Here is a 12773-nt window from a genome sequence, read left to right as displayed (position 1 = left end):
AGCAGAATCATTTTAACATATATGAAAGAAGTATAAAAATAGGGTTATGCAAAAAAATATTATATTTTTATTTAAATGATTTCATGGCGTTAAGAAAGTTTGAGGCGGTAATGCTTGACGAAGGAAGGGAGAAAGCGTATATTGCGGTCTTCCTTAGGAGTAATGGCTGAGAGGCTGAAGGCACTTCCCTGCTAAGGAAGCATGTGGGGTCAACCTGCATCGAGGGTTCGAATCCCTCTTACTCCGCCAAATATGAAAGACACCGTTTATACGGTGTCTTTTTTATTATCCGGAATTTCTTGAAATCCAAGGCCGTCTGAAAGTGTGAAATGAACGATTTGATTATTCTAAACAAGCCTTATGGCGTGATTTGCCAGTTTGCTGCACATGAAAAACATCAGTGTCTTAAGGATTTTGTCGAGAAACCGGGATTTTATCCAGCCGGACGTTTGGATACGGACAGCGAGGGTTTGCTGCTGCTGACCAATAATGGCCGTTTGCAGGCGCAGATTGCCGACCCGAAATTTAAGCAGATTAAAACTTATTGGGCGCAGGTGGAGGGTTCTCCAGATGAAGCTAAATTGGATTTATTGCGCCGTGGCGTAGATTTGGGCGATTTTGTCACCCGTCCGGCAGAGGTCAGGGTATTGGAAGAAGGCGAAGCGGATGTTTTATGGCCGCGCGTGCCGCCGATTCGCGTGCGCAAGTCCGTGCCTGATTTTTGGGTGGAAATCAAAATTTCGGAAGGGAAAAACCGCCAAGTGCGAAGAATGACGGCGAAAGCAGGCTTTCCATGTTTACGCTTGGTCCGTGTGGCAATAGGTCGTCTGAATCTGTTTGATTTGAATTTGGAATTGGGACAATGGCAGTTTGCGCCGCATCGTCCTTAAATAGGATGAATAAAGGCCGTCTGAAATATTCAGACGGCCTTTTGTTATGGAAAAATCAATGATGTGAATGACCGATTTGGAAGGTTAAAGTAGTGTAGTTTGCCTGTTTTTGGCACACACTTTGATCAGGGAAATCGGCTTTGTGTTCTACGCTGGCCTTCCAGAAACCTTGGCGTAATGGAATGATGCTGACTTCGCCTTTGTCATCGGTGGTATCGGAGAAAGCTTGGGCTTCGGTTTTATGGGTTTTGCTGCGGTCGCTGGTGTCGAAGCCGTCAAATGTAGCGGTAACGGTGGCGTTAGGCAGCGGCTCGCCATTGAAGAGGACGCGGACTTTGAAGCGTTCGCCGACGTGGACGTTGGCAGGGTTGTCCAAAGGTACGATTTCCAAATGTTGGCTGACTTGCTTGGTGATGATGGCAGTATCTGCGCTTTCATGGCCGACATTGACGATGTTTTTACCGAACATACGGGTTTGTTCGCAATAGCTTGCATCAGGCATTTCTTTGATGCTTGCCTGCTTCCAACCCGCGCTGTTTTTTGACCAGAAAGTCGGTTGGTATTCGGCGGTTACCAAGTAGCTGCCGTCTTTAACGGGCAATTTGCTGCGGTATTGGTAATTGTATGTGCCTTTTTGAATCATGTTTTCTTTGCCTTTTTCAGTCACCAGTTGCATGGGTTTGCTGAAAATGTGCAGGCGGTCTTTGGCGATCGGCTCAAGCTCAGGGAATTCGCCATAGCCTAATTCGGCTTCAAGGTATTCGCCGCCATGTGTGTGGGCGGTTTCAACCCAAACGCGATGGGCGTGTGCGGCAGTACTGAACAGGAAGGCGGATGCGATAAGCAAAGCGGTTTTTTTCAAGATTTCTCTCCGATTTTCGATGTGTAGAAAAGATAGAATAAATCGTTCGTTATAATATAACAAAATTATTTAAATTTAAAGAGAGGCCGTCTGAAAGTTTTCAGACGGCCTTTTAGATGATTGTTTTTTGAGGCGGATTATCGAAACGGTTTAGTCCCCGTCACGACAAACGTCAATCGCTTCCTGCAAACTGCTGACGCCGTAGATTTTCAGGTTTGGAAACTCTTTGGCATTGCGCGGCATATTGGCTTTGGGGACGATGGCGCGTTTGAAACCGAGTTTTTCCGCTTCTTTGAGCCGCTCTTGTCCGCGTGCGATGGGGCGGACTTCGCCGCTTAAGCCGATTTCGCCGAATGCGACCATTTTTTCGGGCAGCGGGCGGTTGCGGAAGCTGGAGAGCATGGCGAGGATGACGGCAAGGTCGGCGGCGGGTTCGCCGATTTTGACGCCGCCGACGGCGTTGAGGAACACGTCTTGGTCGAAGCAGGCGATGCCGCCGTGTCGGTTGAGGACGGCGAGCAGCATGGCGAGGCGGTTTTGTTCGAGGCCGACGGTGAGTCGTTTGGGGGTGAAACCGTGTGCATCATCGACCAATGCCTGAATTTCGACCAAAAGTGGGCGGCTGCCTTCTTGTGTAACCAAAACGCACGAGCCGGGCGTGTCGTCGCGGTAGCTGGCGAGGAAAATGGCGGACGGGTTGGACACGCCTTTCAAACCGTTTTCGGTCATGGCGAATACGCCCAGTTCGTTTGCCGCGCCGAAACGGTTTTTGATGGCACGTATCATGCGGTAGTTGGAATGTTGGTCGCCCTCGAAATACAGCACGGTATCGACCATGTGTTCCAGCACGCGCGGGCCGGCAATCGCGCCGTCTTTGGTAACGTGTCCGACCAGTATCATGGCGATGCCCATCTGTTTCGCCATGCGTGTCAGTTGGGCGGCACATTCGCGTACCTGCGACACGGAGCCGGGGGCGGAGGTGATTTGGTCGGAATACATGGTTTGGATGGAGTCAATGACGACGACTTCGGGTTGATGCTGTTTCAAGGCCGTCTGAATCGCTTCCATGCGGATTTCGGCAAGCAGGTTCACGCCTTCGGTGGGCAGTTCCAAACGCTGCGCGCGTAGGGCGACCTGTTGGGCGGATTCTTCGCCGGAAACGTACAGCACTTTGCGGCTTTGCGCCATTTTGGCGATGGTTTGCAACAGCAGCGTGGATTTGCCGATGCCGGGGTCGCCGCCGAGCAGGATAACCGCACCGTCGACCAAACCGCCGCCCAATACGCGGTCGAGTTCGCCCATGCCGGTCGGATTGCGCGGCACTTCGGTGGCGGTCACGGCGGAGAGGGACTGGACGGTCGAAGTATCCGCCGCCCAAGATTGGAAGCGGGCATTTTTCGGTTCGGGCGCGGCAAGGCTTTCCTGAAGCGTGTTCCACTCGCCGCAATGCGTGCATTTGCCCTGCCATTTCGGGGAGGTGCCACCGCATTCGGTGCATTGGTAGATGGTTTTGGGGGCTTTTGCCATGGTGTTTTCCCTGTGGAATATTTGATGTGTGAAAAGGTCGTCTGAAAACAATCATATCGTTTTCAGACGACCTTTTTTATTGAGAAATAACAGGTTTATTTTTTGCTGTCTTTATCTGCATCTTTTTTCGGTGCAGGTTTTTTCGCTGCTAAGCCCAAAGATTTTTGCCATTCGGCTGGATTTTTCACCAAGTCCAAGGCTTTACGGAGCTGATCGTCTTTGGCCGGATTTGGAATGCGGCGGCTGGAGATGTCTTCGTCTTTGTCTTTTTTGGACTTGTCTTTATCGGCTTTGGTTTCTGTGTTGGCAGGTGTTTCAGTGCTGCTGTTGACGTCTTGGCCGCCCAGCGGATTGCCGATATGGCCGACCAAATCGGCTTCGCGGCTTTCAAAGGTGCGGTCTTTGTCTTTGACTTCAACGTCAGGAACAATGCCTTGCGCCTGAATCGAGCGATCGTTTGGCGTGTAGTAAAGGGCAGTGGTCAGTTTGACTGCGCTGCCGCCGGAAAGCGGAATCAGGGTTTGCACTGAGCCTTTACCGAAACTTTGTGTGCCGACGACGACGGCGCGTTTGTGGTCTTGCAATGCGCCGGCAACGATTTCGGAAGCGGAGGCAGAGCCTGCGTTAATCAGGACGGTCATAGGAATGGTTTTCAGCTCGGCAGGCAATCCGGCCAACGGGTCTTTGCCGCTGGTGGTGATATAGTCTTCGGCAGTTGCTTTGAGAACCATGCCTTCTTTTTTGTTGCGGCCTTTAGTGCTGACAACGGTGACGTCAGGTTGTAAGAAGGCTGCGGATACGCCGACTGCGCCATTGAGCAGGCCGCCCGGGTCGTCGCGCAAGTCGAGGATGATGCCTTTGAGCGGACCTTTGTTTTCTTTGACAAGGGCTTGTGCGGCTTCATTCAGCGCGGCAACGGTGCGTTCTTGGAATTGGGAGACGCGGATGTAGCCGTAGCCTTTTTCAAGCAGGTGATGGCGTACGCTTTTGACTTTGATGATGGCGCGGGTCAGGTTGACGACGATGGGTTTGTCGGCATTTTTGCGTGAAAGGGTCAGGGTGATTTTGGTACCCGGTTTGCCGCGCATTTTTTTGACGGCTTCGCTGACGGTCAGGCCGCGCGTAGAGGTATTGTCGATTTTGACGATGAAGTCGCCGCTTTTCACGCCGGCGCGTTCTGCCGGAGTATCTTCAATCGGGGCAACGACTTTGACGAAGCCGTCTTCTTGTCCGATTTCCATGCCCAGACCGCCGAATTCGCCGCTGGTGGATTCTTTCATTTCGGCATAGCCTTTTTTGTCCATATACTCGGAATGCGGATCGAGATCGGACACCATGCCTTTCATTGCGCCTTCAAAGAGCTCGGCGTCGGGTTTGTCTTGGTAATAATTGGCTTTGATTTGGCCGTACACTTCTGCCATGGTGCGGATGGTTTGCACGGGCAGGGCCTCGTTGTCTTTTTTGTCTTTTTCGGCGGCAAAACTTTGTACACTCAGACTGAGGGCGATGCCGCTAAATGCGCCGAGAGTGTAGATTGCAACTTTTTTCAAAGTGGATTTTGTTGACATTCGTTTGACTTTCTTTTTGTGTACAGTAAGCAAAGTGGTTTTTGTTTTCTCTGAACCCGTTGACTTTATGTGATTTAAACGCTTGGAACAATAAGTTTAAGGTAAAAGTTTGTTGTTTAATGTGCTGAACAGGCGTGAAAATCGTGTTTTATTGTAGTTTATGATGAAAATTCAGGCGGCCTGAAGGGGAAAGCCCACTCAGGCCGTCTGAAACATCAGTTAATCCATGAAAGCGGATTCATGACTTGTCCGTTGTAGCGGACTTCAAGGTAAAGGCCGGTTTCGCCCGACGGCAAAGTGCCGCTGGTGCCAATCTTGCTGCCGGCATTGACGGCGTAGTTTTGGGCGATGTCGATTTCGTTCAGGCCGGAGTAAATGCTGACATAGCCGTCGCCGTGGTCGAGGACGACTACTTTGCTGTAGCCTTCAAGTTCGCCGGCAAAAGTAACCGTGCCTGAGGCAATGCTGCTGACCGGAGTAGGAACGGTATTGTAGAACACGCCTTTCCAAACTTCGCCATCGCCGCGGTCTTGACCGAATAGGCCTGCCAGTGTGCCGTTGACCGGTTTTTTCAGACGGCCTTGCATACGGCTGAAGCTGTTGGCGTTGCTGACGGTAAAGCCTTGGGTGTTCGGGGCTTGCAGTTTCATGTCTTCGTCAGTCAGCGTGGACATGGCGGCGCGTTCGGCTTCGGCTTTTTGTTGGGCGGCAGCTTGCTCTTTGCGGGCTTTTTCAGCGGCAGCCAAACGGGCTTTGGCGGCTTTTTTACGCGCTTCGGCTTCGGCTTTGCGTTGCTCGGCTTTGCGTTTTTCCAAATCTTTCAAGAGATTGTTGAGGCGTTGCTCGTTTTCTCTGTGGTTGATTTTCTTTTGCGCTTCTTTGGCCATTTGCGCGTTTTGACGGCGGCTTTCGGCTTGTTCGGCGGTATTGGTCACGCCTTGTTGACGCAACGAAGCTTGGATATTGGCTTGCAGTTTTTTCAGGTAAGCCAATTCATTGTTGATTTTTTGTTCTTGCGCCGCCAGCTCTTTCTGTTGTTTTTCCAAGTCTCTCATAACTTGGTCGTTGGCGTTGTTGATATAACGTGTGTAACGCAGGAAGCGGGTTTTTTGACCGGCATCGGCGTTTTTCAGAAAGAGGGCGACCGCGTTGGGCTGACTGTTTTTATAGTTGCCGGACACAAAGCGCGAAATTTGGGCACGCGTGTTGGAAACTTCGGCTTTTAACTGGTTGGCATCGGCATTGAGTTTTTGGAATTTTTCCCAAGCGTCGCGTTGTTTGCGGTTGATGCCGGAGAGGTTGTTGCGTGTTTGTTGCAGCTGTTTGAGCGTGGCATTAACATGGATAATGAAACCCTCGTTGCGTTTGGCAAGGGATTTTTTGGTTTCCATATCGTTGGCGGCGGCAGTTACGGCTGCTTTGAACTCGTTGTCGGCTGAAGAAGTGGCTTTATGCTCAACTTTAGGCTCGGCTTTTTTGTTTTGCTCTTTGGTTTTTGTGTCTTTTTTAGCGTCTTTTTTGTCTTCAACAGCTTTGTTCGCAGGCTCTTTGGCTTCTTTAGCGTCGGCCTTTTTGTCTTCGGCTGCTTTTTTTACGGGCTCTTTGGTTTTTTTGCCGTCTTTTTTATCCTCGGCCGCTTTTTTAGCAGGCTCTTTAGCTTTGGTTTCCTTCGTGTCTGCTTTTTTTACGGGTTCTTTGGCTTTGCTGTCTTTTTTATCTTCAACAGGTTTCTTGTCTTGTTCTTTGGCATTGCCGGATTTTGCGGCTGCGGCTTTTTTGTCTTTTGCCGTTTCTTTAGGCTCTTCGGTTTTGCGGTTGGTCTTTTTATTGTCTGCAGCGGCTTCGGCGGTTTTAGCCGTTTTGTTTTTGGCTGAAGCGCGTTCGTTTTTGTCGGCGGTTTCCTTCTCTTTGGAGGCTTTGGCTTTAACCGCTTTTTTGTCTTCCTCTTTTTCTTTTACCGCTTGTTTTTTTGAGGTTTCTTTTTTGACATCTGCCTTGGCGGCTTCTTTCTCTTTTTTCACGGGCGCAGCCTTTTTGACGGTAGCCGCTTTTTCTTTCGGCGCGTCTTTGGCAGCATAGGTTGGCAGGGAGAAACTGAGCAACAGGGCGAGAATGAGGGGTTTGTAACGCATGGTTCGATCTTGCTATCAAAGTAGGAACAATAGGACGGATTATACTGTCTGTCAGGCCGTCTGAAAATAATATCGGGTTGCAATATGGACGAACGGTCTTATATAGTAACGATAGAGTGGGCGGACGGGGTTTAGTCTGCCTGGAAACTGACAGTCTGCATCGACAGGATATTATGAAAAAATATTTATTAGTAGTGTTGGGCGCCATGGTTTTGGCGGCTTGCGGTAACGATACCGATAAAATCGGACGCGCCAGTACGGTGTTTCATATGCTGGGTAAAAACGACCGTATTGAAGTGGAAGGTTTTGACGATCCTGATGTGCAGGGGGTTGCCTGTTATATTTCGTACGCGAAAAAAGGCGGTTTGAAAGAAACGGTCAATCTGGAAGAAGATGCCAGCGACGCATCGGTTTCCTGCGTGCAAAGTGCGGAAGTCATCCGTTATAACGAGTCTGCGGTTTTGAAACCGCGGCAAGTGTTCAAACGCAGCGCCAGCATAGCATTTAAGAGCCAGCAGATTATCCGCTATTACGACCCGAAACGTAAGTCTTTCGCTTATTTGGTGTACAGCGATAAAATCGTTCAAGGCTCGCCGAAAAACTCTTTGAGCGCGGTATCGTGTTTTGCCCATGCGAAAACCGATACGCCGGTACCGGCAGGCGGTGCGGTTTACGGTGCGTGCGTGGTGGACGCGCCGGTTGCCGACGGACAAAAATAATAAAATCAGCTTATAGATTAAAAGAATATGAATTTAGCCAACCATTTCCTGATTGCCATACCTCATATGGACGATCCGTTTTTTACGGATACGGTTATTTATGTGTGCGAACACGATGAAGAAGGTGCGCTGGGCATCATCATCAACAAGCCTTCGCCGATTACCATGGACATGATTTTCGCCGCCGCAGATCGCAATATCCCGTTGCGCCTGCAACATGAAAACGTGATGATGGGCGGGCCGGTTCAGATTGAGCGCGGCTATGTCGTGCATACGCCGATCGGCCGCTGGCAAAACAGCATGGTGGTAACCGATAACGTCGCGCTGACTTCTTCGCGCGATGTGATTGAAAACCTGTCTAAAGAAGGTGCGGTTGATAAGGCTTTGATCAGCATTGGTTATTCAAAATGGGGTAAAGGGCAGTTGGAACGCGAGCTGGCAGAAAATGTTTGGCTGACCGTCCCTGCGGACGAGCATATTCTGTTTGATGTGCCTTACGAACTCCGTTATGCCGCCGCTTTTGAAAAATTGGGCATCAATCCGAACGCCTTGGTTTCAGGAGTCGGCCATGCCTGATGCACCTAAAGGCACGGTTTTGGCCTTTGATTTCGGCGAGGCACGTATCGGCGTGGCGCAGGGTGATGCCGAGTTGGGCATGACCCATCCGCTGGCGACGGTAACCGGCAACAGCAATGATGAAAAATTCGAGGCCATTGCCAAGCTGGTCAAAGAATGGCAGCCCAAGTATTTTGTGGTCGGACTGCCGACACATACCGACGGAACGGAGCATGAGTTGACCCGTTTGAGCCGCAAGTTTGGCCGCCGTTTGCAGGGACGTTTTAACTTGCCGGTTTATTGGGTGGACGAAAGGATGTCTTCCCTATACGCGGAAAGCTTGCTTGCTGAAGCCCAAGTATTTGGCCGAAAACAAAAATCCGTACTTGACCAAGTAGCGGCGCAGGCGATTTTGCAAGGGTTTTTTGAAGGTGGCGCGGCCGAGTATTTCAATGGCCGCGAAGAATAGCATTATTCATTATAAAGGCCGTCTGAAACCGGGTTTCAGACGGCCTTTGTTTTGTTACGGCTTTGGGATAAAAGAAGTTTAGTTTGGTTAAGCCTGATTTTTTCAGTACAAATTTTGCTACACTCCGTTTTCTTTTTTTAGACACAAATACAAGGAAAAAGTCATGGCACTCATGGATAATCTTTTGAATGCGGCTACTCAAATGTTGGGTGGCAACAGCGAAAACGGCGCACAAGGTTCTCTGACCGATATGGCGATGGATTTGGTGAAACAGCAAGGCGGCGTGGGCAACTTGATCAACCAACTGCAACAAGGCGGTTTGGGCGATGCCCTAAGCAGCTGGGTTTCCAACCAATCCAGCAACCTGCCTGTGTCCGGTAGCGACCTGCAAAATGCTTTGGGCAGCGATACGGTAAACCAAATCGCGCAAAAATTCGGCGTGGATGCCGGTCAAGCAGGCGATTTGTTGGCAAAAGTATTGCCTGACTTGGTCGATAAAGCCACGCCTAACGGCACGGCTCAAGATGCGGATGGCTTCGGCTTGGACGACATCGCTTCTATGCTGCTGAAAAACTTTATGAAATAATGAGTTGAATCATTTGATAAGGCCGTCTGAATCCGTTCAGACGGCCTTATAACTTTTGGTTCGCGGCAAATAACCAATAAGTCTTTTTCTGATGGAGAAGGATGGCTTATGATGGGCACTTCATTTCACCAGATAAGAAGGTTATACACATGTCCCGCTTGACCATACACACAGTTGAAACCGCTCCCGAAGCTGCTAAACCACGCATTGAAGCCGTATTGAAAAACAACGGCTTTATTCCTAACCTGATTGGCGTTTTGGCCAATGCGCCTGAAGCTTTGGCGTTTTATCAAGAAGTTGGCAAGCTGAATGCGGCCAACAGCCTGACTGACGGCGAAGTCGAGGTTGTCCAAATCATCGCCGCCCGTACTAACGAATGCGGTTTCTGCGTTGCCGGCCACACCAAACTGGCTACCCTGAAAAAACTGCTGTCCGAACAATCCATCAAAGCCGCCCGCGCATTGGCTGCAGGCGAGTTTGACGATGCCAAACTGGGTGCTTTGGCGACATTCACCCAAGCCGTTATGGCGAAAAAAGGTGCGGTATCCGATGACGAGCTGAAAGCGTTCTTTGATGCAGGCTACAACCAACAGCAAGCCGTTGAAGTCGTCATGGGCGTTGCTTTGGCAACCTTGTGCAACTACGTCAACAACCTTGCCAAAACTGAAATCAACCCTGAATTGCAGGCATTTGCCTAATTTCATCAAAGGCCGTCTGAAAATTCAGACGGCCTTTTAGTAAAAAGCAAGGGATATCCTTGTTGCCAAGAATAATTCATGAGTAGAACCATCTACGCTTCAAACCTTATTCAGAGGAAAAAATCATGACACGCGAAGCTTTACTGAACAATGTTGCCGCACTCGTTAAAAGCAAGCTGAAACCATTGGTGGACGACATCGACCGCAAAGGCCTGTACCCGAAAGAATTTATGCTGGAATTGGGCAAAATCGGCGGTTTTGCCGCGACCGGTACGGTTGAAGAAGGCGGTAACGGTTTGGGTTTGGCAACGCAAATCGCCGTATTGCGCGAAATCGGTAAAGAATGCGGCGCGACTTCGTTCAGCGCATGGTGTCAGGCAGCTTGCGCGTGGTATCTGCATCAATCCCCCAACCAAGCGGTTAAAGACAAATATCTTGCCGATATTCTGCAGGGCAAAGTCTTGGCCGGTACGGGTATGTCCAATACCGTCAAACACCTTGCCGGTATCGAAAAACACAATCTGCAAGCCGAACGTGTCGAAGGCGGCTACAAAGTCAACGGCGCTTTGCCTTGGGTATCCAATATCGGCGAAGACCATATTTGGGCGAATACTGCCCAAGTCGGCGACAGCTATGTGATGTTTATTACCGGTGGCCAATGGGAAGGCGTGACCCTGCAAGATTGCCCTGAGTTTTGCGGTTTGGAAGGCACGCGCACTTACAGCCTGAATTTTAAAGACGTGTTTATTCCCGATGAAGATGTGATTGCTACGCCTGAGCAGTTCCAGTCTTATATTCCAACCATTAAAGCCGGTTTCATCTTGCTGCAAATAGGTATCGGCGCCGGTGTGATTGACGGTGCGCTTGACATTATCCGCATAGCCAATGTAGTGAACGCGGAAGTGAACGCTTACCTCGACCACAGCTACGATGATTTGAAAGCCGCGTTGGACGGTGCATGGGCGGAAACCGAACGCCTTGCCGATGATGCGTGGAACAATAAACCTGATACGCTGGCAACCTTGAAACTGCGTGAAGCCGCTGCCGTGTTGGCACTGAACGCCACTCAATCTGCCGCATTGCATGCAGGCGCGAAAGGTTATCTGATGCGCAGTCCGGCGCAACGCCGCGTCCGCGAGGCCATGTTTGTTGCCATCGTAACACCGGCCATCAAACACCTGCGTAAAGAAATCGCCGCTTTGGAAGCAGCGCAATAAATTCAAAATATCAACAATAAAACACACGAAAGGCCGTCTGAAAACACGGTTTCAGACGGCCTTTTAAAATAGAAGGAACACAAAATGGCTCAATATATGTGCGGCCCTTGCGGCTGGATTTACGACGAAGACCTCGGCGACCCCGAGCACGGCCTGCCTGCCGGAACCAAGTTTGAGGATATTCCCGACGACTGGAAATGCCCTGAGTGCGGCGTAGGCAAAGAAGATTTTTATCTGTTGGATTTCGTGATATAACTTGGTTGATTTAAAAAGGCCGTCTGAAATTTCAGACGGCCTTTGTTTTATCGGCGGTATAAAGCAACCATGGTTTCAGCCGCTTTAACGCAGCTTTCCACATCGGCAACCAAAGCGATGCGGACGTAGCCTTCGCCCGGATTGCCTTGTTCGGTATCGCGGGCGAGGAAGCGGCCGGGCAACACTTGGATAGCGGCTTTCTGCCACAGGTTGCGCGTAAATGCCAAGTCGTCGCCATCGGGAACTTTCAGCCAAATGTAGAACGACGCGTCAGGCAGTTTGACATCGAATGCCTGTTGCAAAATAGGGATGACGCGGTCGAATTTTTCTTGGTAGAGACGGCGGTTGTCAATGACGTGTTCTTCATCGTTCCAAGCGGCAATGCTGGCGCGTTGGACGGGAATGCTCATCGCGCTGCCGTGGTAGGTGCGGTAGAGCAGGAAGTTTTTGAGCAACTCGGCATCGCCTGCGACAAAGCCGGAACGCAAACCGGGGACATTGGAGCGTTTGGACAGGCTGGTGAACATAATAATGTTGCGCGTGCCGCGTCCTAATTGCGCCGCAGCCTGCAGGCCGCCGATTGGTTTGTTGCCGTCAAAATAGATTTCGGAATAGCATTCGTCAGAGGCAATAACGAAGCCGTATTTGTCTTGCAAATCAAAAATTTCTTTCCAGTCTTCTAATTGCAGGACGCTGCCGCTCGGGTTGTTGGGCGAGCAGACGATCAGGACTTTGGTGCGTTGCCATACGTCTTCGGGCAGGCTGCTCCAATCGGGGTTGAAGCTGGGTGCTGGACAGTTGGCAAAATGGATTTCGCCGCCGCCCAAAATAGTCGCGCCTTCGTAAATTTGATAGAACGGGTTGGGGCTGATAACGACCGGTTTGGGGCCGTCTGAAGCCGGATTTAAAACGGTTTGGATAAAAGAGAACAGAGCTTCCCGGCTGCCCAATACAGGCAGGATTTCATTGTCGGGGTTGAGGCTCAAACCATCATAACGGCGGGCAACCCATTCGGCGCAGGTTTGGCGCAGTTCGGGCAGGCCGGCAGTCAGCGGATATTTTTCCAGTTCGTGCAGAGAGGCGGTCAGCGCATCTGTAATGACTTTGGGCGTCGGGTGTTTCGGCTCGCCGATTTGCAGATGAATGGGCGTTACGCCTTCGGGTGCATCAATGCCTTGCATAGCTTCACGCAGGCGGGCGAAAGGATAGGGTTTAAGATGGTTCAATAATGGGTTCATGATGTTTCTGCTGATAAATTCAGGCAATAATCTTAGCATTTTTTAGATGGATTGGGA

13 protein-coding genes and 1 tRNA gene are annotated in these 12773 nt (G+C 50.4%); 9 read left to right on the top strand and 5 right to left on the bottom strand.

Annotated features, from left to right (window positions below; translation table 11 throughout):
* Window positions 1-156 precede the first annotated feature (156 nt).
* Window positions 157-249: transfer RNA gene (locus FAH66_RS05775), tRNA-Ser, on the top strand.
* A gap of 80 nt (window positions 250-329) precedes the next feature.
* Complete coding sequence (locus FAH66_RS05770) at window positions 330-890, top strand: pseudouridine synthase (RefSeq protein ID WP_137040990.1); 561 nt, start codon at window positions 330-332, stop codon at window positions 888-890.
* Window positions 891-945: 55 nt separating this feature from the next.
* Here FAH66_RS05770 and FAH66_RS05765 read toward each other — a convergent pair whose 3' ends face one another.
* The 4 genes from FAH66_RS05765 to FAH66_RS05750 all read right to left on the bottom strand — a co-directional run bounded on the left by FAH66_RS05765 (window position 946) and on the right by FAH66_RS05750 (window position 6979).
* Window positions 946-1752, bottom strand: a complete 807-nt coding sequence (locus tag FAH66_RS05765) for a DUF4198 domain-containing protein (protein ID WP_137040989.1) — start codon at window positions 1750-1752, stop codon at window positions 946-948.
* A gap of 150 nt (window positions 1753-1902) precedes the next feature.
* On the bottom strand, window positions 1903-3279 hold the full coding sequence (gene radA, locus FAH66_RS05760; RefSeq protein ID WP_137040988.1) for a DNA repair protein RadA: 1377 nt from the start codon (window positions 3277-3279) through the stop codon (window positions 1903-1905).
* A gap of 95 nt (window positions 3280-3374) precedes the next feature.
* Window positions 3375-4847, bottom strand: coding sequence for a S41 family peptidase (locus tag FAH66_RS05755; RefSeq protein WP_137040987.1), 1473 nt, complete (start codon window positions 4845-4847; stop codon window positions 3375-3377).
* Window positions 4848-5062: 215 nt separating this feature from the next.
* On the bottom strand, window positions 5063-6979 hold the full coding sequence (locus FAH66_RS05750) for a peptidoglycan DD-metalloendopeptidase family protein (RefSeq protein WP_137040986.1): 1917 nt from the start codon (window positions 6977-6979) through the stop codon (window positions 5063-5065).
* 173 nt (window positions 6980-7152) lie between these two features.
* On the opposite strand from FAH66_RS05750, the gene FAH66_RS05745 reads away from it, so the two are divergent.
* From FAH66_RS05745 to FAH66_RS05715, 7 genes are all read left to right on the top strand, one after another.
* On the top strand, window positions 7153-7698 hold the full coding sequence (locus tag FAH66_RS05745) for a CreA family protein (protein ID WP_137040985.1): 546 nt from the start codon (window positions 7153-7155) through the stop codon (window positions 7696-7698).
* Window positions 7699-7725: 27 nt separating this feature from the next.
* Complete coding sequence (locus FAH66_RS05740; protein ID WP_137040984.1) at window positions 7726-8274, top strand: YqgE/AlgH family protein; 549 nt, start codon at window positions 7726-7728, stop codon at window positions 8272-8274.
* Entirely contained in the window at window positions 8267-8722 is a 456-nt protein-coding gene (ruvX, locus tag FAH66_RS05735) for a Holliday junction resolvase RuvX (RefSeq protein ID WP_070748196.1), read from the top strand. Before FAH66_RS05740 ends, ruvX begins: the two co-directional genes overlap by 8 nt.
* A gap of 163 nt (window positions 8723-8885) precedes the next feature.
* The gene (locus FAH66_RS05730; RefSeq protein ID WP_003684921.1) at window positions 8886-9308 is read left to right on the top strand and encodes a YidB family protein; all 423 of its coding nucleotides are present in this window, start codon (window positions 8886-8888) and stop codon (window positions 9306-9308) included.
* A 149-nt stretch (window positions 9309-9457) separates the two neighbouring features.
* Entirely contained in the window at window positions 9458-10006 is a 549-nt protein-coding gene (locus FAH66_RS05725) for a carboxymuconolactone decarboxylase family protein (protein WP_003685141.1), read from the top strand.
* Between the two features lie 125 nt (window positions 10007-10131).
* On the top strand, window positions 10132-11223 hold the full coding sequence (locus FAH66_RS05720) for an acyl-CoA dehydrogenase family protein (protein ID WP_137040983.1): 1092 nt from the start codon (window positions 10132-10134) through the stop codon (window positions 11221-11223).
* Window positions 11224-11307: 84 nt separating this feature from the next.
* Complete coding sequence (locus FAH66_RS05715; RefSeq protein ID WP_003680460.1) at window positions 11308-11478, top strand: rubredoxin; 171 nt, start codon at window positions 11308-11310, stop codon at window positions 11476-11478.
* Between the two features lie 47 nt (window positions 11479-11525).
* Here the strand turns inward: FAH66_RS05715 and dapC are convergent, their stop codons facing one another.
* A complete protein-coding gene (gene dapC / locus FAH66_RS05710; RefSeq protein WP_137040982.1) occupies window positions 11526-12716 on the bottom strand; it encodes a succinyldiaminopimelate transaminase in 1191 nt (396 codons plus the stop codon).
* Between the last annotated feature and the right edge of the window lie 57 nt (window positions 12717-12773).

The sequence above is a fragment of the Neisseria subflava genome, from assembly GCF_005221305.1.
Classification (GTDB): Bacteria; Pseudomonadota; Gammaproteobacteria; order Burkholderiales; family Neisseriaceae; genus Neisseria; species Neisseria subflava.
The sequence above is the reverse complement of the archived record's forward strand: the minus strand, read 5'-3'. Positions and strand labels throughout refer to the sequence as shown.